Source organism: Microbulbifer maximicatervae (SeqCode) (assembly GCF_052467695.1).
This window is the reverse complement of sequence record NZ_CP174320.1, coordinates 1911540-1937109: the sequence shown is the minus strand read 5'-3', so window position 1 is coordinate 1937109 and position 25570 is coordinate 1911540. Positions and strand designations below refer to the sequence as shown.

Below are 25570 nucleotides of genomic sequence, written 5' to 3'. Positions count from 1 at the left end.
ATCCTTTGGTAACTCAACTTTCGCCAGTCAGTCGGCGATCTAAATTTTCCAGGCGCTCGGGGGTTCCCACATCGCACCAGTCCCCCTCATAGAGTTCAGCTTGTAGCTTATCCTCATTAAAGGTGAACACTTCCCCAAGCCCAAAGCATTCGCGACGCTTAGGGTATTCAGTGAGGGTTTCAGCTCGCAGCCAGCTAATACCCGCAAAGGTATAGCGGGGCTTGGCTGTACCCGACAGCAAGCCACCTTCTATGCCAAAATCTCCATCGGGGTTATGGGGAGGATTAGGGACCATTAAAAGACGCCCAGGGCAAGACTCCGGCAGCGGCCTCTCGATCCATTGCGACAGGTCATAGTCACACCAAACATCACCATTAACCACTAGAAACGATGAATCGCCGATCAGTGGCAGCGCCTTGAGAATCCCACCGGCAGTTTCCAGTGGCTCCTCCTCATGCTCGACGGAGTAGTGAATATCCACCCCCCAGCGGGAACCAGAACCGAGCTGTTGACGAATTTTGGGTCCCAAGTAGCCCAGATTAATCACGACCTTTTGCACACCAATAGCTGCCAAGCGCTCAATTGCATATTCAATCAGGGGCTTACCGCCAATCGGCAACAGAGGCTTTGGAGTTTGGTCCGTCAGTGGGCGCATACGGCGCCCAAAACCTGCTGCCAATACCATGGCAGTCAAAGGGGAATTCTCTTTGGGTTTGCTCATTAAATTAATCTGTACAGTTTTCGTACGGCCTACTTCAGCTGGTCACCGGCACAGCGGTAATCGGTGTACCAGGGCAAAGGCTCTATCTGCGGCAGTAGGGTGCCGCTGAACCAATCAGTAAACGGCTTCAGCTCTGGGTAGCACTCAGCGGTTTCCAAAACATAGCGAATCACCAGCGACAGGTGCTGCAAGTATCCCTGCTTTCCATCACGCAGACTGAGGCGCGGGAACAGACCCAGCACTTTAATATGACGCTGTAATCCCATCCAGTCGAACCAACGAAGATAAAGTTGTGGGTCCACAGGCTGCATAACACCCGCCGCTTCAGCGGTCGCAACGTAAGCTAGCACCCAACGCTCTACCCGCTCGCGGGGCCAACGGATATAACAATCTTTGAGCAGAGACACCAGATCGTAGGTGGCGGGCCCCCACACTGCGTCTTGAAAATCGACAATCCCCGGCCTTTCCCCGTCGCGGATCATCAGGTTGCGACTGTGGTAATCCCGGTGAACAATAGTGTGAGGCTGTTCCTCCGCACTGTTAAGCAACAATTCAAAGGTTTGCTCCAGCAGCTTTTCTTCCCGCCCTGAAAGCTGGTAGCCAAGTAGCTCTCGCATCAGCCACTCAGGCATAACCTGCATTTCCTTATGAAGTAGTTCCCGGCTATAAGCTGGGAATAATTGTTCCTCAAAAGGGATTTGCTGCAGGCACAAAAGTTCACTCATCACCTCTGCGTAGAGTCCTTCAACACTGTCGCTGTTGAGCACGCTATATAACTGGGTATCCCCCAAATCTTCCAGCAGCAGGTACCCTTCCGCGGTGTCTGCAGCAATCACCATCGGAGTATGGATACCGTTGCGGCGCAAGTAATCAGCCAGAGCCACAAAGCGGGCGGGGTTAGTCAATTGGGGAGGAGTATCTACCGCTATCAGTGACGGCTCGGTTAGAGTGCGAAAATAACGGCGAAATCCAGCATCCCCCGCCAGGCTCGATAAATCAGCCGGAGCCCCCATACCCAGGGCCACGCCAACCCACTCACTCAAGGCATTGCGTCTGGGATCGGAGTCGATCTCGCACCCTTGCTCAACTTCACTGCTCGATCTTAGGCTCATCTTATATTCCAACTGTTTCTAGCTGCATTTTAACCCCGAGCCTCTCTGCGTCTAGAGACGCCATCACTATTTATTGGAGCCCCTACTTTGCCTCAGCTAAAAACAGAACACGAGTTCCAGGTAATTTACGTTTCGAAGCTGAGCCTCTAGCTGTAACATTACGACTTCAGTACGGCTATTAACCACATCTACATTCAAGTAGAATCGGACGATGATTTTGCGCGCCCCGGCTCGAAAGCTGTCGCACGTATCCATCGATAAAGAAACACTAAAAGATAGCTGGAACATATCGTTTGATGCTTGAAGTCTCCCGGTGGCGTCGCCTCGCTCTGGCGATTGCTAATAACTCCCAAGCCCGCTCCATCGCTCTCGGCCTGATCGCTGCTCAGCCCTTGTGGGCGCAAGCCAATCAGGGCGAACCGTATCCTGATCCCGACTACAACCCCTATTTGTACTTGGACTGGTTGCCCCGCTCTGAGCTAACCCCGGAGGAGCTAGCCAATTTACCGGCGGTGTGCTCTGGCGCCTTTGTGGCCCCTCCGCGCAACTATCCTGGTTCTGACCTGCCCCCTGGGGAGGCCCCACTGAGAGCCACTGCTGAGAAATCCCAGTGGCTGGAAGATGGTTCAGCCGAGCTGAGCGGGAATGTGCATATTACCCAGGGTTACCGACAGCTCTTCGCCGACCAAGTCAAACTGAATCGCCCAAAAAATATCGCTACTTTAGATGGCGCGATTGAGCTTCGAGAGCCCGGTTTGCTGATCCGTGGCTCCTCCGCCGAAGTTCATACCGAGAGCGAAGCGGCCTCTGTAGAGGATGCCACTTATGTGGTGCACGATGCTTTTATCCACGGCGGGGCCGAGCTAGTAGCGCGTCAAACCAGTGGTGAGTTAACCCTGACCGAAGGGACATATACCCGCTGTGAGCCCGGTCGTGAGTTCTGGCAACTCACGGGCCGCGAGATCAATATTGATGAAGTAGAAAGCCAGGGTACTGCACGGGATGTGCGCCTGAAGATTCTGGACGTACCTGTCTTATACCTGCCGTATTTTCGCTTTCCTGTGGGCGATGCGCGCATGTCCGGCTTCCTGTTTCCCACACTCAGCAACAGCGATAAGAATGGCTGGGACCTGGCCATTCCCTATTATTGGAATATTGCCCCGCAGATGGACGCCACCATTTCCCCGCGTTACATCCAATATCGCGGAGCCGGGCTAGAGGTTGAGTTCAGGCACCTGGCAGAAATGTTTAGTACAGAAATCCGTCTTGCCGATCTCCCCGACGACGATGGCGGCAATAATGACCTTGCCCAGGACCTGATTGATGAGGGCTTCCCTGAGGACTTGGTTCTCCCCTACAAAGGTGATGACCGCTGGCTCATCAGTTTGGAGCAGCAAGGGGGCTACAGCGGCAGCGTCTGGCGTACCGATATCGACTACACCAAGGTCAGCGACCCAGACTATTTCCGTGATTTAAGCACGGCCAACCTCGATATCAATGCAGAAACCCAAGTTAGCCAGAAAGTTCAGGGGCAACTGCGCAGCGAGCACTGGCAAGCAACGCTACGTACCCAAGACTATCAGGTACTGGAAAATGACGACTTCGATACATTTGCCCAGTACCCCCGTTTGGATATAGACGGCGATTACCGCTGGGATGACTGGCTGTTGACTATGCAGAACGAAGTCACCAGCTGGGATCACAGTGACACACAAACCATAAGGTTTATTGAAGACACCGATGACCCCGACAGTGTCGAGACTCAAACTCGGGACTTTATTACCGCAGATCGCCTGCGCCTCGACTATGAATTCTACTGGGATAAAGAGTGGCTCTGGGGATATTTTAAGCCGGGAGTTGCTGGTCGCTACCTCGCTTACAGTGTGAGTGACCTGTTTCTACCTGAGGATGCCGACGATACCCCTGATGCGGCTGCCGCCCAATTTATTCTGGATACTGGGCTCTACTTTGAGCGCGATAGCTACCTATTTAACCGCGACTTTATCCAGACACTGGAACCTCGGCTGTTTACCCTGATTAGCAGCAATGCTGATCAGAGTGATTTCTTTGATATCAGCGGTCGTGCTAACGATGTCGATCCTGAAATTAGGATCGACCCTGACAGTAACAACCTGCTGTACGACACGTCACTTTACACTTTCAGTTACGACCAGTTATTCCGCGATAGCCGATTTACTGGTAATGACCGGATCGACGATGCAGACAGACTTGCTCTGGGCCTGACAACCCGCTTTATCGACCCTGTAAGTGGCCGCGACCTTTTCTCAGCCAGTGTCGGACAGGTCTACTACTCCAGTGACAGGCAAATTGGCCGCACCGCTTACATTGAGGATACCCAACGGTCAGAACTGGCTGCACGAATCGAGAGTCGCCCTTTCGAATCCCTTCGCTTGGGGACTGAGCTGGTCTATGAAGATAGTGAGCACAATATTAATCGCGGTAATTTCAGCCTGCGCTATCTTGACGACGACTACCGCATCTTTAATTTAAGCTATTACTACGAGCGCCCAGACTCGACGGATGATGAGGATGAGGACGAAGATGAAGATGAAACCGTGAGCCAATTAAACGCCTCAACTGTCCTCCCACTTGGTACTCATACCTCACTCATGGCTGGTGCCAGCTATGATCTTACTTTAAATCGGGAACTGGAATACCTGGCAGGTATCGAATATGACGACTGCTGCTACCGTACCCGACTGGTGTGGCGACGCACACTGGACAATGATCTCGCAGGGGTTGTATCTGCTGAAGACCTTGAGTACGACGAGGGCATCTATCTTGAAGTCGAGCTCAAAGGACTAGCAGGCTTTGGTTCAACCGTGACAGAAATGCTGACCCAGGGGATTGCCAACTTTGATCAGAGAGAAGAGCTGAAACAGTGATGAGAATAATTAAGAAGTTCATACCGAAACTAGGCCTGGCACCCGTACTGGCAGCTGGCGCTCTGATCGCCGCCACTGCCACCGCACAAGTCAGAAACCTTGACCGGGTAGTCGCTGTTGTTGACGACGATGTTGTAATGGCCAGTGAATTGGCCCAGCGCATGAATACCATCGCCAGCCAAATCCAAGCACAACAGGTGCAGGCCCCTCCCGTGGACGTTTTGCGCCGTCAGGTCCTCGAACAACTGATTATCGAGCGTTTGCAACTGCAAATGGCCTCTCGCGCAGGGGTCACCGTCTCTGAATCGGAACTGGACCAAGCTATCGCCCGCGTCCAGCAAAATGCCGGAGTCAGCCCCGAAATATTCCGCCAACGCCTGCTCGCTGACGGTATGAGCATGAAGAGCTTTCGTCAGCAAATTCGCCAGGAGCTGATGATTCGCCGTGTCGAGCAAGGCAGCGTTAACCGCCGGATCCAGATTACTGACCAGGATATCGATAACTTCCTGCGCTCCAAGGAGGGGGAGTTTTGGAAGTCCCCTCAATTTGAACTGGGCCATATCCTGATCCCCGTGAGTTCCAGCGCTCCCAGCAGCGAAGTTACCCAGGCACGGGAGAAGGCTGAAGACCTAGCCCAACAGGCCAAAGACGGCGCTGACTTCCGCCGCCTGGCAATCGCCAACTCTGCCGGCCAGAATGCCCTCTCCGGTGGCGACCTGGGTTGGCGCAAGACCGTCGAGCTTCCCACTCTTTTTGCCGATGCCCTCACCGATTTAAAAGCCGGTGATGTTACCGAGCCTTTCCGCAGTGATGCCGGCTTTCATCTATTAAAGATTCACGCGCAGAAAGGCGCCAACGAGCAGTTGGTGGAACAGACAAAAGTTCGCCATATCCTGCTTAAGCCATCCGCTATTCTTACCGATGACCAAGCTTACAATAAGCTGATTGAGCTCCGTGAAGAGGCCATGGCCAGCGATAACTTTAGCGAGCTCGCGCGCGAGAACTCAGAGGATATAGGTTCTATGCTATCCGGTGGCGATCTTGGCTGGTCTATGCCCGGACAGTTTGTGCCAGAGTTTACCCAGGCTATGGATGCAACTGAGATTGGCAGCATTAGCCTGCCTTTCCGCAGCCAGTTCGGCTGGCATATCCTGCAGGTTGAAGATCGGCGCAAACAGGATATGACGGACAAATATATCCGCAATCAGGCAGCCAATTTGCTGCGCAACCGCCGCTATGAAGAAGAACTGCAAAACTGGCGCCGTGAGATTCGCGACCAGGCATACGTTGAGATCAAATTGCCGGACTCTGAGACCACCGAGGACTCAGGAAACCAATAGTAAGCCGCTTTTTCAGCGGGAAAGACCGGGCCCTGTGCCCGGTTTTTTTTTGTAGCTACAGGAAAGTTATATAGCAATGGCTCCTAAAATTGCCTTCACCCCCGGAGAACCTGCAGGTATTGGCCCTGAGCTGGCTGTGAAGATTGCACAAGAGAGTTCTCCAGCACAGATTGTCGCAATTGCTGATCCCCAGCTACTGACAGATACCGCTGCGGCATTGGGTTTGCCTCTTCAGCTCCTTCCTCTGTCCACAGCAGGCACAGAGGGGACACCTGCCGGTGCTCTCTACATACTACCGGTCTCCATAGCCGAGCCTGCTAAACCCGGTCTATTGAATGCAGTCAATGCACCCTATGTATTGGAAACTCTTTCAGTTGCGGCAGAGGGTTGCCTGGCCGGTCAGTATGATGCCGTGGTTACAGGGCCCGTACACAAGGGCATTATCAATGATGCCGGCACTCCATTTAGCGGCCATACAGAGTTCTTTGCTGAAAAAGCCGGGATTGAGCGTGTCGTTATGATGCTAGCAGCAGAGGACCTTCGAGTTGCTCTGGTGACAACTCACCTGCCCCTCAAAGATGTGAGCGCTGCTATCACCCCCCCGCTTCTAGAGCAGATTATTACCATCCTCGACGCCAGTTTGCGGGAACATTTCTGCATCTCCAATCCTCGTATTAGCGTTTGCGGCCTCAACCCCCATGCTGGAGAAGGGGGACACTTAGGGCATGAGGAAATAGAAATAATTGAACCCACACTTGAACACTTGCGCCACCAAGGTATATCACTGAAAGGTCCACTTCCCGCAGACAGTCTTTTTACCCCGCCGCATTTGTCGGAATGTGACGCCGTTTTAGCTATGTATCACGATCAGGGGCTTCCAGTGTTAAAATTCAAGGGTTTTGGCCACGCCGTCAATATCACTTTGGGGCTACCCTTTATCCGCACTTCAGTAGACCACGGCACAGCTCTCAATATCGCGGGCACAGGTATTGCAGACTGCGGCAGCCTCAAAGCCGCACTGTCTCAGGCTGTGGCGATAGCTAAATTGCGCAGTTCCTAACCAGTGCCTAAAACTTGCTTGGAGAAAGTGTGAACCATGCCCTCACCACGTGAGCGCAGTGAAAGGCCCTAAAGGGTATCCAACTGAAATGCTCACTAGCACCCCAAGGCTTAACCGCAAAATTAATCATCCAGGTTACAGATATATCAATGGATAACTTCTTTCAACACAAAGCCCGCAAACGCTTTGGACAAAACTTTCTCGTCGATGAAAATATTATCGAGCGCATTGTTCGTGCGGTAGGCCCTAAAGAATCAGATACGCTAGTGGAAATTGGCCCGGGTCAAGGGGCAATTACAGAATTACTATTAAAACGCTGCCCATCTCTAACCGCTGTCGAACTGGATCGCGACCTGATTCCGATGCTGGAATTTAAATTCAGGGAATACCCGGAATTTAGCATCATTGAAAAGGACGCATTAAAATTTGACTTTGGCACCTTTGCTGGAGATAAGCAGCTACGCATTGTCGGTAACCTTCCATATAACATATCCACACCGTTACTGTTCCATCTGCTCAGTTTTCGCGGGCAAGTCCAGGATATGCATTTTATGTTGCAGAAAGAGGTGGTAGATCGGCTCAGCGCTACGCCTTCGACTAAATCTTATGGGCGACTTAGCGTGATGGTTCAATATTACTGTCGCGTACAGGGCCTGTTCCCTGTACCCCCGCAGTCTTTCCGGCCCGCCCCTAAGGTGGATTCTGCCATCGTGAGATTGGTTCCCCACAGCACTCTGCCATTTACCGCAAAAGATGAAGGATTATTGGAAAGAATCGTCAATATAGCCTTCCAGCAGCGCCGTAAGACCCTGCGCAATGCTTTAAAACCCCTATTCCCGGATCTCGACCCCGAGCTGCTACCCATTGATGCCGGCCGCCGAGCAGAAACCTTAAGCGTCGAGGACTTTGTTAAGCTGGCCGACTACTGTACAGACTTGCAACAACAATAATTATTTTTCACATTATTAGGGGGAACCTTGGCAACTTACGCCATCGGAGATATTCAAGGATGCTTTGCAGCTTTTCAAAGCCTTCTCAAGAAAATCAATTTTAGTGCTGACCGTGACAAACTCTGGCTTGCCGGAGACTTGGTTCACCGGGGTGAGGATAGCCTGAGCACCCTTCGCTATCTCTATGAGCACCGCCAGCAGGTTACAGCAGTGTTGGGCAACCATGATCTCCATTTACTGGCGATCGCCCATGGCGCTAAATCTCTGTCTGAAAAAGAGCACGACCTTGCCAAGGTTTTAAAAGCAAAAGATTCTGATAAGTTACTGGAGTGGCTACAAAGCCTACCCCTTCTAGTACATAAGAAGGGGTACACCATGGTGCATGCGGGTATCCCCCCCATTTGGAGCGTTACTAAAGCGCAAAAGCTCGCCACTGAAGTGCATAAGGCCCTCGCCGACGAAGCTATGGCAAAGGCATATTTTTATGGCATGTACGGTAATGAGCCACACTGTTGGGATGATCATTTGATCGGCATCGAACGCCTGCGGTCCATTACCAATTACTTCACAAGAATGCGATTTTGTAAGGCTGATGGCACTCTGGATCTAATCAATAAAAAGGGGGTCCAGGCCTCTCACGGTGAATACCAGCCATGGTTTAGCTTTCCCAATCGAAAAACCAGAAATGACAAGGTTATTTTTGGGCATTGGGCTGCCCTGGAAGGCCGCGCAGATACTGAGAATATCTATGCCCTAGACACAGGTTGCGTTTGGGGTGGGTACCTGACTGCAATGCGATTAAGTGATGAAGAATTTTTTTGTACAGACTGCAGCTTATAAAAATCACTTCGCCCTGAAGCCTAAAAGAAGAATTTAAACCTACCGAATCTAAAAAAATAAACTGACAATTATCACCTGGGAGTGTAACTGTCAGTTTACCTAGCTTGAATAACCTTATAAGCCATAAGTTAATTGATCCAAAGCAACTCCTACACTCGACGGTTTCCCATCAAGTAAAAGCTCAATAGAGTTAACAAGTTCCGCTGCTCCTTCCCTCTGGCTGAGAAGCACCAAGAAAGTATCAGCGCCTTTTTCTCCGCCGCCCTCGACCTCTTGACGAAAACTACTCCACATTGAAAAAATATTTGACGGATCAGTATTTTCACCTTGCAGAAACAGGTCAATTGCTCGATGTATGAGCAGACCACAGCTATAATACAGATCAAACCTGCCCCTGTTAGCAGCCTCAACCAAAGGAATCTCTTTTACACCTTTTGTGCAACTTTCCTTAAAAGCCTTAATTTTATTAGAGACATATTTTGATGACTCGGGATACAAATCTAATAAAACCAGCGCGGCAAACCAATCCGCATTCCCTTCATGTAACCACGATTCATTTGCATCACCATACAATCCTGTTTCACTACCCTGCTGGTATAAATGTGCGACCTCATGAGCAAAAAACCAAATGGTTTCATTAATAAAGTTAGGGTCGGAAAATTTCCCATCAAGTTCATTCATATTCCAATGCATAAAAACCTGATGTGGTAAGGTCCCCCCCTGCCAAGAGTTATCATCGACATTCGCATAGGATGCATACAAAGCAGGCTTTGTTCCACTTAGTGCCCCAAGCCTTTGCTCAAAATAACTCATTAACCTGGGAATATCTGATTCTAAAGACAATCTCAATTTTTCTGGCAAACCGTTATCAATAACAGCTACAACACTAGCTGTATTTATAGGTTCTTGAGTTCCAACATAGACATTCATTCCATTATCACGATCAATCCAGCTGGCGGTCCCAACATTTATCTTCCCGTTAATGATCATATGCTCACCTGGGGGAACTTGCATAGTTATTCGCCAGGCTTTTACTTTATCATCACAGTTGTCAATACAAGCAAAAAAGCGGCCTGTGTATATCAGGCTTCCACCATCTGAATAGGGGGAGAAAGGTGCATAGTCTTTGGGAAGAGATATATAGCTAGGCGTCAAATAAATTTCAATGTGTTCGAATGAACTTCTATCTTTTCTAACCAGAAACTCTTCACCATCCATAGAAACTAATTCAAATTCTGGTGACACAGGCTTCCAGCGTTTTATACGAGAGGTACCCGGGTTACGTACAAAGCTAATCCGGCTTGCCGGCCTATCCATTTGATAGGTAAGCTTCCAGAGCTTATCGCCCTGCTTCTCAATCGCGATATCCACCCCAGATATATCTTCAGCTAAAGCTGAAAAACCAGTTAAAACTAACAGTAAAAACTGAATATATTTCAATCTTAACTCCTTTTAGATTGAAAAAAATAAAGAAAAATTGAAGTAATAAATGCTTCCATATATTGATAACTATCAATACAGAGTTATACATACAACCAGACAGACAAATAATTCTTATTCTTCGTTAATCAGAAACGTTCAAGTCAATCAACAGGATTGTATCTATCAGTAGCTTAATGACCCCTTAACGCAGGTACTATTGATATAATTTTATTTAGAACATGAAAGAAACTCATTGCCTGCAATATCCGCATGGAGCTGCGCAAGCAATGAGCATTATCAGGTTGATAGAAAAACCTAATCCTCTGTGAGGCAAAAATAGGATCAAATTTCCTTAACTTAATTTTGCCTAATCTGCACTGTACCCTTTAGGATTTTTATACTGCCAACGCCAGGTATCTTTCACCATACGCACTAAATCATACTCAGCTTTCCACCCCAGCTCTGTTTCAGCCAGCTCTGGATCTGCGTAACACTCTGCAATATCTCCGGGTCTCCGCGGAGCAATGTTATAGGGAATTTCCTTCCCGCTGACACTCTCGAAAGCACGAACGACTTGTAAAACAGAACTGCCCTGTCCCGTTCCCAGATTATGGGTATAACAACCCTCAGAAATTTCTTCTTTACATATTAAGTTTAGCGCCGCCAAGTGTCCGCGAGCCAGATCAACTACATGTATATAATCTCGAACCCCAGTACCATCGACGGTATCATAATCACCACCAAAAACCTGTAGCTGCTCCAATCTACCTACTGCCACTTGGGAAACATAGGGTAGTAAGTTATTGGGGATACCACTAGGATCTTCACCAATAGTCCCACTTTCATGGGCCCCAATCGGATTGAAATAACGCAACAAGCTCACTTTCCACTGGCTGTTCGGCGCAGCACAAAGATCTCGCAACATGTTTTCCACAATCAACTTACTTGAGCCATAGGGGTTGGTTGCGCCAGTAGGAAAATCTTCTTTAATTGGTACTGTTTCAGAATCACCATAGACCGTTGCCGACGAACTGAAGATCAGGCGGTGAACTCCAAACTCCTCCATCACCTCACATAAAGTTAAGGTCCCAGCTACATTATTCTGGTAATAGCGCAGAGGCTGCGCAACAGATTCACCAACTGCTTTCAACCCCGCGAAGTGAATTACGGCGTCAATCTTATGATCAGAGAATACTTTGCGTAAACCTTCCTTATCACTAATATCCAGATGGTGAAAAGGGATATTTTTGCCAGCAATTAACTCGACCCTCCGTAGGGCTTCCTCACTGCTGTTCGATAGGTTATCCACAACTACAGGCTCAAAGCCGGCAGCAAGCAACTCGATACAGGTATGACTGCCAATATATCCGGCACCACCAGTCACCAAAATCGCCATTTATGTTCCTCAATATTTCTCTAATACCCAATATGGGCTGTAGTAAAGCGTAAAACAGCCGCCCAATTCAACCTATATAAGTGACATTCCACTGTCTCATTCAAAGGGAAAGCTATGCTGGAAAAGCTGGAGAGCATTCAACACTTACTCCAGCAAAGAACAAGGTTCACAACGGCAATAACGATAGTGCTTCACGCCAAGCGTATCCCAAACACGATCTGGACTTTACAGCTCATACATCGCTCGTCCCATTTGGGCAAGAGAAGCCAAGGGCGTACGACATCCTAACCAAAGCAGGGAACTGAGCTAATTCCAGTAGGCTACAGGGAGGTAGACACCATGACAATTTTCAATCACTACTTGGAAAGATACGAATCTATCCAGGACGAGGAACTCAGTATTCAGGAATACCTGGAGCTGTGTAAGACAGACCGCAGTGCCTATGCATCACCAGCTGAGAGGATGCTGATGGCCATTGGCGAGGCCGAACTGGTAGACACCTCACGGGACCCGCGCCTGTCACGTATTTTCTGTAATAAGGTTATTAAGCGATACAAGGCCTTCAGTGAATTCTATGGTATGGAGGAAGCCATAGAGCAAATTGTCTCTTTCTTCCGACATGCCGCACAGGGTCTGGAAGAGAAGAAGCAAATCCTGTACTTGCTAGGTCCTGTTGGTGGCGGAAAGTCATCCCTTGCAGAGCGGCTAAAAGCCCTGATGGAGCAGGTGCCCATCTATGCAATTAAGGGATCTCCAGTATTTGAATCTCCCTTGAGCCTTTTCTCTCCTACTGAGGATGGCCGCATCCTTGAAGAGGACTACGGCATTGCACGTCGATACGTCAACACTATTATGTCTCCCTGGTCTGTTAAGCGATTGCATGAATTTAAAGGGGACATCAGTAAATTCCGTGTCGTAAAAATTCGTCCTTCTATTCTCGATCAAGTTGCCATCTCAAAAACAGAGCCCGGTGATGAAAATAACCAGGATATTTCATCACTGGTTGGCAAGATCGACATTCGTAAGCTTGAGGATTTCCCCCAGAATGACCCTGATGCCTATAGCTTTTCTGGTAGTTTATGTAGGGCCAACCAGGGACTGATGGAGTTTGTCGAGATGTTCAAAGCGCCTATCAAGGTGCTTCACCCCCTACTAACTGCAACACAAGAAGGAAATTACAACAGTACAGAGGGATTGGGGTCAATTCCTTTCAACGGTACAATCCTCGCTCATTCCAATGAATCAGAATGGCAATCCTTCCGCAATAATCGCAACAATGAGGCTTTCCTGGATCGTATTTATATCGTCAAGGTGCCCTACTGTGTAAGAGTGCAGGAAGAAATAAGAATCTATCAGAAACTGCTAGAAAATAGCTCCTTGTCAAAAGCGCCCTGTGCACCAGACACCCTGCGGATGTTGGCGCAATTCTCTGTATTATCGAGAGTCAAAAACCCTGAGAACTCCAGCCTTTACTCAAAGATGCGTATCTATGACGGTGAAAACCTAAAGGATACCGACCCCAAAGCAAAAACCATTCAGGAATACAGGGATAATGCAGGGGTAGACGAAGGCATGAACGGACTATCCACCCGCTTCTCCTTTAAGATCCTCTCAAAAGTTTTCAATTTCGATGCCACTGAGGTGGCGGCAAACCCGGTCCACCTACTCTATGTTCTGGAACAGCAAATAGAGCAGGAGCAATTTCCACCAGAAGTACAAGAGACTTACCTCGGGTTTATCAAGGAATATTTAGCTCCAAGATACGTAGAATTTATCGGCAAGGAAATTCAGACAGCTTACCTGGAATCCTACGCTGAATACGGCCAAAACTTGTTTGATCGCTATGTCACTTACGCCGATTTTTGGATACAGGACCAGGAGTATCGCGACCCAGAAACCGGTGAAATACTGGATCGCGGCGCCCTTAATGAAGAGCTTGAAAAGACAGAAAAACCTGCAGGAATTTCCAATCCGAAAGATTTCCGCAATGAAATAGTCAATTTTGTACTCCGCGCCAGGGCTAACAATCAAGGAAAAAACCCCGACTGGAGATCTTACGAAAAATTACGTGCCGTTATCGAGAAAAAAATGTTCTCCAATACGGAAGATCTTCTGCCAGTTATATCCTTTAATACCAAGGCGTCAGCAGATGATAAACGCAAGCATGCAGACTTCGTTGCGCGTATGGTTGAACGCGGCTATACCGAGAAGCAGGTTAGATTGTTATCCGAATGGTATCTACGCGTGAGAAAATCTCAATAGTAAGGTTTTCCTCCATTAAGGTCACTGGAAAAACACGAGGAAGCCAAACCCGGATACTGATTAGATCATTAACTTTTAGTGAGCACTTGAGTGATTTCACAGCATCTCATCGGGACCCTCAATGGCTCGCTATAGTGAAGATACCAATAATTGTGTTTGGTGGATTCAGCAGGAAATATTCTGAATAGATTTATGGCGATGAATGCCTGTGAGCTTTATTCAGAACAAAGGCAGAAATATGAGCTATATCATCGACCGCCGCTTGAATGGAAAGAAAAAGAGTACCGTTAATCGGCAGCGATTCTTAAGGCGCTATAAGGCTCACATTAAGAAAGCTGTCGGCGACGCCATGAATAGCCGCTCTATTATGGACATGGATAAGGGAGAGCAAATCAGTATTCCTACTCGGGATATCAGCGAACCCTTATTTTCTCACGGTAGCGGTGGGCACGTAGAGCGAGTTTTACCCGGAAACAAGCAATTTACTGCTGGTGATCGTATCCCTCGTCAAGGTCAGCGAGGCGGTGATGGAAATGGTGGTGGTGCCAGCGATAGCGGGGAAGGGGTTGATGAATTTGTCTTCCAGATATCACAAGAAGAGTTTCTGGACTTTATGTTTGAGGGGCTCCAGCTGCCCAATATGATCAAGCAACGCCTGGCCGGCAACGAGTCTTTTCAAATAGTACGTGCCGGAATTAGTAATGAAGGAACTCCAGGTCGTCTCAATGTGATCCGCTCACTCAGGGCTGCCCATGCAAGACGCATAGCCTTGACCAGTAATAAGCGAAGAAACCTGCGCAATTTAGAGGAAGACCTATCCCAAGAAGAAAACAAAGATACTGCTCTGCGAGACCAGCGCAAAATTGAGGCTCTTAAAAACCAAATCGCCGAACTTCGCAGCCGTATCAATCGAGTCCCTTTCCTCGATGATTTCGACCTGAAATATAACCTGCTGATTCGACAACCAAAACCTCGATCTAGGGCGGTGATGTTTTGCCTGATGGATGTATCCGGCTCGATGAACCAAGCCACAAAGGATATGGCCAAACGCTTCTTCTTACTTTTATATTTGTTCCTACAGCGCAGTTATGAATATACAGAAGTCGTTTTTATTCGACACCACACTAGCGCCAAAGAAGTTGATGAAGAGGAGTTTTTCTATTCACGGGAAACTGGCGGCACCATTGTCTCAAGCGCGCTCAAATTAATGCGACGTATTATAAGAGATCGCTACCCCGCCAGCGAATGGAATATCTATGGAGCCCAGGCCTCAGATGGTGATAACTGGAACGACGACTCCAGTACCTGCCACCGAATCCTTATCGACGATATTATGCCCCATGTGCAGTATTACTCTTATGTGGAAATTACTCCCAGAGATCACCAGGCCCTGTGGGAAGAGTATGAAAGTGTCCGCACTTTATTCCCCGATCACTTTGCTATGGAGCAGATTGTCGATGTACAGGATATTTATCCGGTGTTCCGACAACTGTTCCGCCAAAAGGTGACTGCCTGATGCTCGACAAATTTGCCAGTGGCGCTGAAGCATCTGAATCTGAGTCGCGTCAGCCCATATCAACAAGCTCAGAATGGACTTTTGAATTAATTCAGGAATATGATCGCGCCATCGGCGCACTGGCAGAAGAGTTTGGGTTAGATACCTACCCAAATCAGATTGAAGTTATCTGCTCAGAGCAGATGATGGATGCCTACTCCTCGGTAGGAATGCCAGTGGGTTATCACCACTGGTCTTTTGGCAAGCAATTTATCAGCGTGGAAAATAATTACCAGCGCGGATTGATGGGGCTGGCTTATGAAATAGTCATTAATTCTAATCCCTGCATCGCTTACCTCATGGAAGAAAATACCATGACAATGCAGGCTTTGGTGATTGCTCACGCCTCCTATGGGCACAATTCTTTCTTTAAAGGGAATTACCTGTTTCGCTCCTGGACAGATGCCAGCAGTATTATTGACTATCTGATCTTTGCCAAAAATTATATTTCCCGCTGTGAAGAGCGCTACGGGCTTGATGAAGTCGAGGCCATTCTCGACTCCTGTCATGCCCTAATGAACTACGGTGTAGATCGCTATAAACGCCCTTACCCAATCTCGGCTATTGAAGAAGAACGCCAACAGCAAGAGCGAGAAGAGTACCGCCAGAGACAGCTCAATGATTTATGGAGGACCATCCCAAAACTCGGTGACGGTATAGAGGAGACAAAGGAGAAACGTTTCCCCGAAGAGCCTCAGGAGAATATCCTGTACTTTGTTGAGAAAAATGCCCCTCTCCTGGAAAACTGGCAACGGGAGCTGGTGCGTATTGTACGTAAGCTGGCCCAATATTTTTATCCACAGCGGCAAACCCAAGTAATGAATGAGGGCTGGGCTACCTTCTGGCATTACACTCTCTTAACCGAGCTGTATAAGCGCGGGCGGGTGACTGAAGGCTTTATGATGGAGTTTCTTCAAAGCCACACCAATGTTATCTACCAACCCTCTTTTGACAGCCCTCACTACAGCGGTATCAATCCCTATACCCTAGGCTTCAGTATTTTTACTGACTTACGGCGTATCTGTGAAAGCCCCACTGAAGAGGATCGCCGCTGGTTCCCAGACATTGCTGGAAGTAATTGGCGTGAAACCCTTCAATTCGCCATGCGCGACTTCAAAGATGAAAGTTTTATTTTACAATTCCTGTCTCCCAAGGTTATGCGAGACATGAAACTATTTTGTATCAGCGACAACGATAAAGAGAACGATATCATTGTCAGCGCAATTCACGATGAGAGCGGTTATCGCCAGTTGAGAGAGAACCTTGCGGGACAGTACAACCTAGGCAATCGGGAACCAAACATCCAGGTATATTCAGTAGATACCCGTGGTGACCGTTCACTGACCCTGCACCACACACAGCACCGCCGTCGCCCTCTTGGTAAAGATACAGCAGAGGTATTAAGGCATCTTCACCGGCTATGGGGCTTCGATGTTCACCTGAACAGTTTGAATGGGGATCAAATAACGGCCAGTTGTCACTGCCCGGAGCAAGGTCGGGACCGACCGGAGGGTGAAGAAGAGTCTATGTTAATACCAAAACCCATTTAGGTTTCAGCGCGGGAGCTGTTGAAATACCAGCCCCGCACAGAATGGGGAAATAATACCCTCTAGCGAATCGCGCTACTTAGGCATCAGCTTCCAACAAAAGCTTGGCCTTTGCAGAAAGTTCACCGTGCTCAGAGCGGTGAGTTAAAAGAGCATCAGCTCCAGCATCCAGCCAACGGGCTTTCTCGCCATCGTCATCAGAAGGCACAACCAGAATGCTCAAATTTGAATACTCACTGCGGGATCTGAGGTAGTCCAGCACCTGAAACCCACTCTCCCCAAGCAATCCAGTGTCAACCACTAACAACGCCGGCTTGGCACTCGCCATCAAGATACCGGCGGAAAAACTATCACTAGCTACTTCTACTTCACACCCCATCTGCTGAAGCGCCTGGCGTCCACCTGAAGTCAGCTCAGGATCAGTCGTTAACAAAAGCACTTTTCGACTGGGAACTGCCAGGTCGTTCGGAACTGGCATTGAGTTGTCCCGCAGGAAGCCCACGAAATCCTCAACACAGATACGGTGGTCACCACGCCCTGGAAGTTTGTATGCCTTGAGCTGGCCACGCTCAATCCAGCGAATCACCGTTCGGAAGTTAACACCGCAGTACCTGGCTGCTTCCCCGGTGGTTAGCACATGTAATTCGCTCATCTTTATTCTCCCCAACAACTGCGATTAAAAAGAAGAACAGTCAACTTCCCGAAAGTATCCTCTGCCCCACAGAGTTACACGTGAAATTATCCTGCCCAGCTGAACCGCCCCTATAAATTATGCTGTTTAATGCTGCAAACCCAGCCCGAAATTCGGTCCATGTAATTTATTAACGAACAGCGGAACAACCCCCTCAAAAAATACTAATAGATATAGTTGACAGGTAAGACAGGTTTCTTAGAATGACACTAGATTCGTGACTTGGGACTTGTCACGCGATCCTTTCCAGTGGTGTGGCCGTTAAGTCAGAGCCCCCACAGTTGGCAAAGAAATGTTTGCTAAGCGAATACCCTAAGACCCTGGGCCCCCTTGTTTTTTCGGGGCCTTTTTTTTATCTTGCCGAAGCTTCTTACACTCCTACCGCTCATCCTCCGTCCAGCAGACAAACCTGGAACAACGCCGGAACAAATGGACTTATGGCAGTACAATCACCTATCAGATCACTGGTCCCTCCAGCTCTGGAGCAAATGCTTTGAAGATCTACCTTGTTGGCGGCGCAGTGCGCGACAGACTTTTGAATCGCCCAGTCACCGAGCGTGACTGGGTAGTGGTTGGGGCAGATGCAGATAGAATGCAGGACCTCGGATACAGCCCAGTCGGCAAAGATTTTCCAGTATTCCTACACCCTGAGACCGGTGAAGAATACGCGCTCGCTCGCACCGAAAGAAAGAGCGGACACGGCTATGGCGGTTTTACCGTTAACGCCGATGCCAATATCACCCTGGAAGAGGATCTCCTGCGGCGAGATCTCACTATTAATGCCATTGCAGAAGACAGAGACCGCAATCTAATTGACCCCTACGGTGGGCAGGAAGATCTTGAAGCTCGGCTTTTGCGCCATGTTTCCCCTGCATTTGCCGAAGACCCGCTAAGAGTACTGCGAGTGGCCCGCTTTGCCGCCCGCTACCATCACCTTGGCTTTAGCGTTGCCCCTGAGACCATGATACTCATGCGCCAGATGGTAGAAGCGGGTGAAGTGGAATACCTGGTGGCCGAGAGGGTCTGGAAAGAGGTAAGCCGGGCACTTACCGAGCCAGACCCCGATATTTTTATTCGGGTACTGCGAGACTGCGGCGCCCTCTCGGTACTGTTACCAGAGTTAGAGAATTTGTTTGGTGTTCCCCAGCCGCCCAAACACCACCCCGAAGTGGACACTGGAGAACACGTACTGCTAGCCCTGCGCGCCGCACCGCCAGAGCTCCCCTTGCGTTTTGCAGTACTGCTACACGACCTGGGCAAAGGACTGACTCCCGAGGAGATTCTCCCCAGCCACCACGGACACGAGGCCGCAGGCGTACCTCTTGTAAAGGCCGTCTGTGAGCGCTGGCGTACCCCAAAAGACCTGACTGCACTAGCTGTCGGGGTCTGCGAATACCACCTGCATTGCCACAGAGCCTTCGAATTGCGCCCACAGACCATTATGAAAATGATCCGCAGTCTGGATGCCTTGCGACGTCCCGAGCGATTTGAAAACTTTCTTCGCGCCTGTGAGGCAGATGCCCGAGGTCGTGAGGGGCTGGAGAATCGAGATTATCCACAGGTGGAATTTTTGCGCGCCGCTCGAGATGGGGCAGCGGCAGTAACTGCCGAGGAGTTGATTAAACAGGGCTACCAGGGTGCGAAACTGGGGCAAGCACTGGACCGGGAGCGCATCAAGGCAATCGCCAGAGTAAAGGATAACTACATTGCGTAATGTGTTGATTACCGGTGCCGCCGCACGCCTGGGCCGTGCTATTGCTGAAGAGCTGCACAGAGATCACAGAGTTGTTATTCACTATCGCAACTCGGCTGATGCTGCCAAGGCCCTGGCAAACGAGCTGAACCAACGTCGCCCCAACTCTGCCATAGCGTTGCACAGTGAGTTGAATAGCGCCGAAGCCTGTTCCAATCTGGCCCAACGCGCACAAGAGGCCTGGGGCAGTATTGATGTTCTGGTCAACAATGCCTCAGCATTTCACCCCACACCTGTGGGGAATGCGACCGAGGAGGACTGGGATCGGCTGGTAGGCAGCAACCTCAAAGCCCCTTTCTTTCTCACTCAGGCCCTGAAAGAAACACTCAGCCAACAACAGGGTTGCGTTGTTAATATGGCGGATATTCACGCCGAGCGCCCGATGCCCGAGCACACTATTTACTGCGCCGCCAAGGCTGGGCTGGTAATGCTGACAAAAAGCCTCGCTCTGGAGCTGTCTCCCCAGGTCCAGGTCAATGCAGTCGCCCCCGGTGCCATTCTTTGGCCAGAGCAAGAGGCAACTAACGAAGCCAAGAAAGCACAGATCACCCAGCGCATTCCTTTGGCACGAACCGGTGACCCCAGTGATATCGCCAAAACCGTGCGCTTCCTGGTCTGTGACGCCCCCTATATCAACGGTCAGGTTATTGCCGTTGACGGCGGCCGCAACCTCAATATCTAGAGCAGCCCAACCAATAAACAGTCCAACAACGAGGCTTCACTTCAATTTCACCGGCACTCTGTCAGAATGTTTTGCAACTTCCTCTGCCAAAAGAGATTTGCCGGTGCGCTCACTGAAGATATTGTTGATTGAAGATAACCCCACTATCGCCCGCCAGCTTGCCGAATTCCTGCACGCTGAGGGCTGGCAGATAGATTATGCCCAGCGGGGCCGCCAGGGCTTACAGCTGGCCCTGGAACAAATCTTCGACCTGATTATTCTCGACCTGGGCCTGCCGGATATGGACGGCTTAGAGGTCTGCGAAAAGATCAAGGCACAAGCGCCAGTTAACATGCCAATTCTGATGTTAACTGCCCGAGATGCTCTCGCAGATAAAGAACGCGGATTTGGTATCGGTGCCGATGACTACTTATGTAAGCCCTTCGAACCAAGGGAACTGATACTGAGATGCCGTGCCCTGGCACGTAGACACCAGCTGCATACCAGTGAAGAAATTAAGGTCGGTGATTTACAGATAAACCAGCGCCAGCAAACGGCCTACCGGGATAAACAACCTCTGCCCCTGACAACTATCGGTTTTCGCATTCTCACTATGCTCGCCCAGGCGTCGCCAGCACCAGTAAGCCGCTCGGCAATAATCCACCATATTTGGGGTGATGAACCCCCAGAAACAGACGCCTTAAAATCCCACATTTATAGTCTTCGCCAAACACTGGATAAGCCTTTCCAGGCCCCTATGTTAAAAACCATCACCAATCTCGGTTATCAGTTGGAAACTCCCAATGCGCGAAACCAGTAATTTACAGAGGAAGGTCTTCGCTATTTTTGGCAGTTTTACCCTGCTGCTATGCTTGGTGTTTTTTGCCATTTGTATGATGGTGGCCTATGTAGTTGAAGACCATTTACTCGATAACTTATTGGCCGGAGAAGTCCGCTACCTCGAACAGCAGGCAAGACTGACTAATGCGACCCCAGAGCCACGCCTACCCTATTTAACGCTATACACTGAAAGCAAAATAATTCCGGCCGAACTGCGCACTGCCTTACCAAGCTATGCAGAAAAGGCTGAGTGGTTTAGTGATACTGAACATCACTTCCATTTACGCAGAGTACATTTTCCGGACAACCATTCCGCCGTTCTCGTAGCTGAAGTCAGTGAATTGCTCACTGTTACCCGACAATCTTCAAAGCTTCTCTGGCTTTTTGCCAGCGCCTGTATCTTGACCCTACTCTTAGCCCTCTATTGTGCTTATCGTATTTCCCGTAAAACCATCGCGCCTGTAGTAGCCCTTGCTAAAGCAGTTCAGCAGCAGAGAAACTGCGATTCTCAAATTTCCCTGCCCTATAACAATGAACAAGATGAAATCGGTTATCTCGCAAGTACGTTGCAAGATACTCTTAACCAGCTCAAGCTAACATTGCGCAGGGAAACTGAGTTTACCCGGGATACAAGCCATGAGTTGCGCACCGGGCTAACCATTCTGAAAAGCACACTGGCTCTCAGTCAAAATCGGGAAATAACTTTAGCTGAGAAAAATGAGCTATTAGAAACTGTTACCGGTATGGAAAAAACCGTTAAGACACTATTAGCCCTCGCCCGCTCTGAGTCTCTACAGTCGGAAGATATCCCATTGTGCGCTTTACTAGAGGAACGTCTTTTAGCTCAACACCAGTTAATTGTACAAAAGCATTTTAATGTTGATTTAAAGTTAGGGCACAAAGTCAGAGTCCTGGCCAATCGACACCTGGTAAGTCTGCTCTTCGACAACTTGATCAGCAATGCATTACAGCACGCTACCAGCCCTGAATTGGTTATTACCTATAAGGGGGACACACTCTTTTTTGAGAACGCCACAGACAACCAATTAGATCTAGAAACCTCCCTCTTACCCGGCCAAAAAAGGGAAGGCAGTGACGGTATTGGTCAAGGCCTTTTCCTGGCCAAGAGAATCTGTGAAGCCTTAAATTGGACCATCTCTATCCAATGTCGGAACAATATTTATCAGTGCGCTCTATCTTTTACAAAGTAGCGTTCTAAGATTCAAATTTTTACCGTATGCGCTCGAGATGCACAGTGAATCAGCATCCATACCTTATACGATCTCGAGCGCAGCTTTTTCTTTCTTCCTAAATAGCAATTGCAATCTCACCTGAATTTCACCTTCCATCCCTTATTCTCCTACGAACTCACTAGAAGATTTTCCGTCTGCTACTGCAATTTTGGAGATTAATATGTTGAAGAAAATTGTTATTTCCCTGGCTCTGACTTTGTCCGTATTTTTTGGTTTTATTATTTGGATTAAGGGCCTAATTCCACCCCAAGAGCAGGACTTTTCCACTACGACAGTAAGTGACCTGCCGTATTTACAACAATTACCCAGGGAAAGCCGAGGAAAAATCTTAGCTGTTGTCACCAGTACTGAAACGATGGGAGATAATGGCAAGGCAACTGGTTATGAATTAACTGAACTGGCACGCCCCTATTACATCTTCTCAGCCAACGGATTTATTGTCGATATTGCCAGTCCCAAAGGCGGCAAACCGCCTGCGGTGATCGATAAAGATGATCTGGGGCCTTTCGACTATGCCTTTCTCAATGACCCGGAGGCACAACAAAAGGTCAACAACAGTATTCCTATCGATCAGGTATCAGCAGAGGATTACCAGGCCGTATTTTTTGTCGGCGGTAAAGGCACCATGTTCGATTTCCCCGACAACCCCCATATCCAGTCCCTGGTGCGGGAAATCTATAACAGCGGCAAAATTATCGGAGCGGTATGCCACGGGCCAGCAGCCCTTGCCAATATCACCCTGGATAATGGCAAGCCCTTAATCGCCGATCGGCAGATCAGTGCTTTTACTAACGAAGAGGAGCTTTTTCTTATCCCTGACGCCGAGCAACGATTTCCATTCCTGCTTGAGGATCGCTTACGTGAGCAAGGCGCGTTTTTTCAGGCTGGGCCCACTTACCTGGAACAAGTCAGCGTGGATGGCCAGCTTATTACCGGGCAAAACCCCTGGTCCACCTGGCTGGCAGCTGAGAGTATGGTAAGCGCGATGGGGTATACCCCTGTTCCACGCCAAATCACTCCGGCGGAGCAGACCGTCAAATTACTACTCACTTATGAGCAGCGCGGCTTTACCGAGACCACAGAGAAATTACACAAGCTGCAGGAGAAAGGGGAAATAGACCAGCGCCTACTGGCCATGCACGGCGTTGTCTCTGTTATGCGTTGGGAGCCGGGCAGGGCTCTGGACATAATCAGACTGCTATCCAAGAGCCAGGATTGATAGAGCTCCTCAAAAAGCCAGCTAGCCAGCTTGCTCTAGGGGCTGGCCATTTTCATCCACAAATAATACATCGCGAATACTGAGTTTTTGTCCCTGGGCATTCTGCACAGCAACTTCGGAGATAGGCTCACCACTGTTTTTATCGACCAGATGCATCCCATCTTTATTGCCGTTCCAGCGCAGATTCCACTGGCGTAGGGCGATTACCACCGTAAACAGGTCCCGACCTTTTTCCGTTAAACGGTACTCGTAGCGAGTGCCGTGTTCACCCGCATCAAAGCGTACCAGCACCTCGTTATCCACCAGACGTGATAACCGATCCACAAGGATATTTTTGGCAATTCCCAGGTTTCTTTGGAAATCCACAAAACGGCGGGTACCCAGCATCGCCTGCTTAATTATCAGCAGGGACCACCAGTCCCCCACCTCATTCAGGGCGCAAGCCAGGGAGCAATCAAGATCATCAAAGCGTTTACGTGACATATAGGGAGCCTCTAAATAACTCCGTGATACCTCTGGCATGCAGAGCGGTTCACAATCAAGGCGCGGCTTCGCAGGAATGTCTAGACCTTTCAAGAAGTCGCAACGCGGAGTGTGAATCGCTCTGCAAGCCCCGAAGGGCGGGCCTTGAAGGCCACAGCTGCTGCGTTGCAGCTCTTGCAAAGGACTGAGCCATTCGCGGCGAGCTGCGCCTAACATCTGCAGCCTTCATGGCCCGCAGAGGCATCACGGAGTTATTCAGAGGCTCCCTAGCCAGTATACCGGCAAAAGAGTTGCAATACGAAACCAGATATTGAACTCAGTCTCGAAATAAGGTCTTATAACGCAACCGTTTTAATTGTGACCGAGCGGGACCATTGAGTCCCAATTTTGAATCGAGACATTCAGGAGAGAGATATGAGTGGTTCCCTGGACAGCCTGCTGCGTCCTTTCGAGCATAAATCCCTAAAACTGCGCAACCGGGTTGCGATGGCTCCCATGACCCGCACTATGTCACCGGGCTACGCCCCCAATGATCAAGTGGCCGGCTATTACCGCCGCCGCGCCGAGGGCGAAGTGGGACTGATTATTACCGAAGGCACCTTCGTTAATCATAAAGCCGCAAACGGCTACGAGAATGTTCCGGCAATCTACGGTGAGGCCGCTCTTGCCGGCTGGAAAAAAGTGATAGACGAAGTACACGCTGCCGGTGGCCAGATTATCCCGCAGTTATGGCACGTAGGCTCCGTGCGCAAAGAGGGCATAGGCCCGGATAAATCAGTGCCCGGCTACTCCCCCTCAGGCCTGTTCAAACCCGGCAAGCCCAATGGCCAGGCGATGAGCAAAGAGGACATTCGGGAAGTTGTACAAGCTTTTGCGGACGCGGCCAAAGCAGCCAAGGAAGTTGGGTTTGACGGCGTAGAGATCCACGGCGCCCACGGCTACCTGATCGACCAGTTTTTCTGGGAAGGTACCAACCAACGCGATGACGAGTACGGTGGCTCCATCGAAAATCGCACCCGCTTTGCAGTGGAAATTATCAAAGCGGTACGTGAAGCCGTAGGCGAAGACTTTACCATAGTGCTGCGCTACTCCCAATGGAAGCAGCAGGATTACGAAGCCAAGTTGGCGCAAAACCCGGAAGAACTGAAACGCTTCCTGACACCGCTGGTTGAAGCCGGCGTTGATATTTTCCACGCTTCTACAAGACGCTTCTGGGTGCCAGAATTTGAGGGTTCTGATCTCAACCTGGCAGGCTGGACCAAGGAATTGACGGGAAAACCGGTAATTTCTGTCGGCAGTGTCGGCCTTGACGATGATTTTATCGGCGGCAATAACCAGGGCATGGGCGGTACTGCCAATCCTACCGATTTAGGCGAACTGACCCGCCGTATGGACAACCAGGAGTTCGACCTGATTGCCGTTGGCCGCGCGCTATTACAAGACCCACACTGGTTCGCCAAGGTGCGTGAAGATCGCGCGGAGGAAATCACTCCGTTCACCAAAGAAGCGCTAATGAGCCTGAGTTAGTTATTCCTAAAAAAAGCAGCCTCAAAGGGCTG

General features: G+C 49.5%; 20 protein-coding genes. 14 read left to right on the top strand and 6 right to left on the bottom strand.

The window, feature by feature from the left end:
* Positions 1-13 precede the first annotated feature (13 nt).
* Both ACJJI8_RS08370 and ACJJI8_RS08365 read right to left on the bottom strand, forming a co-directional pair.
* Positions 14-721 carry a nucleotidyltransferase family protein gene (locus ACJJI8_RS08370; protein WP_444934790.1) on the bottom strand — a complete coding sequence of 236 codons (708 nt, stop codon included), beginning with the start codon at positions 719-721 and terminating at the stop codon, positions 14-16.
* A gap of 29 nt (positions 722-750) precedes the next feature.
* Positions 751-1833, bottom strand: a complete 1083-nt coding sequence (locus ACJJI8_RS08365; protein ID WP_444934789.1) for an aminoglycoside phosphotransferase family protein — start codon at positions 1831-1833, stop codon at positions 751-753.
* 296 nt (positions 1834-2129) lie between these two features.
* On the opposite strand from ACJJI8_RS08365, the gene ACJJI8_RS08360 reads away from it, so the two are divergent.
* From ACJJI8_RS08360 to ACJJI8_RS08340, 5 genes are all read left to right on the top strand, one after another.
* A complete protein-coding gene (locus tag ACJJI8_RS08360; RefSeq protein ID WP_444934788.1) occupies positions 2130-4739 on the top strand; it encodes an LPS-assembly protein LptD in 2610 nt (869 codons plus the stop codon).
* Positions 4739-6079 carry a peptidylprolyl isomerase gene (locus ACJJI8_RS08355; protein ID WP_444935159.1) on the top strand — a complete coding sequence of 447 codons (1341 nt, stop codon included), beginning with the start codon at positions 4739-4741 and terminating at the stop codon, positions 6077-6079. Before ACJJI8_RS08360 ends, ACJJI8_RS08355 begins: the two co-directional genes overlap by 1 nt.
* Positions 6080-6155: 76 nt before the next feature.
* Entirely contained in the window at positions 6156-7139 is a 984-nt protein-coding gene (pdxA, locus tag ACJJI8_RS08350) for a 4-hydroxythreonine-4-phosphate dehydrogenase PdxA (protein ID WP_444934787.1), read from the top strand.
* A 149-nt stretch (positions 7140-7288) separates the two neighbouring features.
* Positions 7289-8089 carry a 16S rRNA (adenine(1518)-N(6)/adenine(1519)-N(6))-dimethyltransferase RsmA gene (rsmA, locus tag ACJJI8_RS08345; protein WP_444934786.1) on the top strand — a complete coding sequence of 267 codons (801 nt, stop codon included), beginning with the start codon at positions 7289-7291 and terminating at the stop codon, positions 8087-8089.
* 27 nt (positions 8090-8116) lie between these two features.
* The gene (locus tag ACJJI8_RS08340; protein WP_444934785.1) at positions 8117-8929 is read left to right on the top strand and encodes a symmetrical bis(5'-nucleosyl)-tetraphosphatase; all 813 of its coding nucleotides are present in this window, start codon (positions 8117-8119) and stop codon (positions 8927-8929) included.
* Between the two features lie 114 nt (positions 8930-9043).
* Here the strand turns inward: ACJJI8_RS08340 and ACJJI8_RS08335 are convergent, their stop codons facing one another.
* Together ACJJI8_RS08335 and galE are read right to left on the bottom strand one after the other, a co-directional pair.
* Positions 9044-10369: a M1 aminopeptidase family protein gene (locus ACJJI8_RS08335; RefSeq protein ID WP_444934784.1), complete on the bottom strand. Its 1326-nt coding sequence runs from the start codon at positions 10367-10369 to the stop codon at positions 9044-9046.
* Between the two features lie 349 nt (positions 10370-10718).
* Entirely contained in the window at positions 10719-11747 is a 1029-nt protein-coding gene (gene galE, locus ACJJI8_RS08330) for a UDP-glucose 4-epimerase GalE (protein WP_444934783.1), read from the bottom strand.
* Positions 11748-12086: 339 nt separating this feature from the next.
* Here galE and ACJJI8_RS08325 point away from each other — a divergent pair, with 339 nt between their 5' ends.
* The 3 genes from ACJJI8_RS08325 to ACJJI8_RS08315 all read left to right on the top strand — a co-directional run bounded on the left by ACJJI8_RS08325 (position 12087) and on the right by ACJJI8_RS08315 (position 17114).
* Entirely contained in the window at positions 12087-14009 is a 1923-nt protein-coding gene (locus ACJJI8_RS08325; protein WP_413664238.1) for a PrkA family serine protein kinase, read from the top strand.
* A gap of 238 nt (positions 14010-14247) precedes the next feature.
* Positions 14248-15525, top strand: a complete 1278-nt coding sequence (locus ACJJI8_RS08320; RefSeq protein ID WP_413664237.1) for a YeaH/YhbH family protein — start codon at positions 14248-14250, stop codon at positions 15523-15525.
* Positions 15525-17114 (top strand): SpoVR family protein, encoded by a 1590-nt coding sequence (locus ACJJI8_RS08315; RefSeq protein ID WP_444912041.1) that lies wholly within the window; start codon positions 15525-15527, stop codon positions 17112-17114. The genes ACJJI8_RS08320 and ACJJI8_RS08315 overlap by 1 nt, the downstream gene beginning before the upstream one ends.
* A 76-nt stretch (positions 17115-17190) precedes the next feature.
* Here ACJJI8_RS08315 and ACJJI8_RS08310 read toward each other — a convergent pair whose 3' ends face one another.
* Positions 17191-17763: a helix-turn-helix domain-containing protein gene (locus ACJJI8_RS08310; protein WP_413664235.1), complete on the bottom strand. Its 573-nt coding sequence runs from the start codon at positions 17761-17763 to the stop codon at positions 17191-17193.
* 532 nt (positions 17764-18295) lie between these two features.
* Between ACJJI8_RS08310 and ACJJI8_RS08305 the strand changes: the two genes are divergently transcribed.
* The 5 genes from ACJJI8_RS08305 to ACJJI8_RS08285 all read left to right on the top strand — a co-directional run bounded on the left by ACJJI8_RS08305 (position 18296) and on the right by ACJJI8_RS08285 (position 23528).
* Entirely contained in the window at positions 18296-19516 is a 1221-nt protein-coding gene (locus tag ACJJI8_RS08305; RefSeq protein WP_444934782.1) for a multifunctional CCA addition/repair protein, read from the top strand.
* Position 19517: 1 nt separating this feature from the next.
* The gene (locus ACJJI8_RS08300) at positions 19518-20237 is read left to right on the top strand and encodes a pteridine reductase (RefSeq protein ID WP_444935158.1); all 720 of its coding nucleotides are present in this window, start codon (positions 19518-19520) and stop codon (positions 20235-20237) included.
* Positions 20238-20340: 103 nt separating this feature from the next.
* A complete protein-coding gene (locus ACJJI8_RS08295; RefSeq protein WP_413664232.1) occupies positions 20341-21036 on the top strand; it encodes a response regulator transcription factor in 696 nt (231 codons plus the stop codon).
* Positions 21020-22267 carry a sensor histidine kinase gene (locus ACJJI8_RS08290; RefSeq protein WP_444934781.1) on the top strand — a complete coding sequence of 416 codons (1248 nt, stop codon included), beginning with the start codon at positions 21020-21022 and terminating at the stop codon, positions 22265-22267. The genes ACJJI8_RS08295 and ACJJI8_RS08290 overlap by 17 nt, the downstream gene beginning before the upstream one ends.
* Positions 22268-22469: 202 nt before the next feature.
* On the top strand, positions 22470-23528 hold the full coding sequence (locus ACJJI8_RS08285) for a type 1 glutamine amidotransferase domain-containing protein (protein ID WP_444934780.1): 1059 nt from the start codon (positions 22470-22472) through the stop codon (positions 23526-23528).
* A 21-nt stretch (positions 23529-23549) separates the two neighbouring features.
* Here ACJJI8_RS08285 and ACJJI8_RS08280 read toward each other — a convergent pair whose 3' ends face one another.
* Positions 23550-24011, bottom strand: coding sequence for a winged helix-turn-helix transcriptional regulator (locus tag ACJJI8_RS08280; RefSeq protein ID WP_282934464.1), 462 nt, complete (start codon positions 24009-24011; stop codon positions 23550-23552).
* Positions 24012-24425: 414 nt separating this feature from the next.
* Here ACJJI8_RS08280 and ACJJI8_RS08275 point away from each other — a divergent pair, with 414 nt between their 5' ends.
* Positions 24426-25538 carry an NADH:flavin oxidoreductase gene (locus ACJJI8_RS08275; protein ID WP_444934779.1) on the top strand — a complete coding sequence of 371 codons (1113 nt, stop codon included), beginning with the start codon at positions 24426-24428 and terminating at the stop codon, positions 25536-25538.
* The last annotated feature ends 32 nt before the right edge of the window (positions 25539-25570 follow it).

Coding starts and splice junctions, on each gene's coding strand:
- ACJJI8_RS08370 (WP_444934790.1), bottom strand. CDS start 721: ATGAGCAAACCCAAAGAGAATTCCCCTTTGACTGCCATGGTATTGGCA.
- ACJJI8_RS08365 (WP_444934789.1), bottom strand. CDS start 1,833: ATGAGCCTAAGATCGAGCAGTGAAGTTGAGCAAGGGTGCGAGATCGAC.
- ACJJI8_RS08360 (WP_444934788.1), top strand. CDS start 2,130: ATGCTTGAAGTCTCCCGGTGGCGTCGCCTCGCTCTGGCGATTGCTAAT.
- ACJJI8_RS08355 (WP_444935159.1), top strand. CDS start 4,739: ATGAGAATAATTAAGAAGTTCATACCGAAACTAGGCCTGGCACCCGTA.
- pdxA (WP_444934787.1), top strand. CDS start 6,156: ATGGCTCCTAAAATTGCCTTCACCCCCGGAGAACCTGCAGGTATTGGC.
- rsmA (WP_444934786.1), top strand. CDS start 7,289: ATGGATAACTTCTTTCAACACAAAGCCCGCAAACGCTTTGGACAAAAC.
- galE (WP_444934783.1), bottom strand. CDS start 11,747: ATGGCGATTTTGGTGACTGGTGGTGCCGGATATATTGGCAGTCATACC.
- ACJJI8_RS08325 (WP_413664238.1), top strand. CDS start 12,087: ATGACAATTTTCAATCACTACTTGGAAAGATACGAATCTATCCAGGAC.
- ACJJI8_RS08320 (WP_413664237.1), top strand. CDS start 14,248: ATGAGCTATATCATCGACCGCCGCTTGAATGGAAAGAAAAAGAGTACC.
- ACJJI8_RS08315 (WP_444912041.1), top strand. CDS start 15,525: ATGCTCGACAAATTTGCCAGTGGCGCTGAAGCATCTGAATCTGAGTCG.
- ACJJI8_RS08310 (WP_413664235.1), bottom strand. CDS start 17,763: ATGAGCGAATTACATGTGCTAACCACCGGGGAAGCAGCCAGGTACTGC.
- ACJJI8_RS08290 (WP_444934781.1), top strand. CDS start 21,020: ATGCGCGAAACCAGTAATTTACAGAGGAAGGTCTTCGCTATTTTTGGC.
- ACJJI8_RS08285 (WP_444934780.1), top strand. CDS start 22,470: ATGTTGAAGAAAATTGTTATTTCCCTGGCTCTGACTTTGTCCGTATTT.
- ACJJI8_RS08280 (WP_282934464.1), bottom strand. CDS start 24,011: ATGTCACGTAAACGCTTTGATGATCTTGATTGCTCCCTGGCTTGCGCC.
- ACJJI8_RS08275 (WP_444934779.1), top strand. CDS start 24,426: ATGAGTGGTTCCCTGGACAGCCTGCTGCGTCCTTTCGAGCATAAATCC.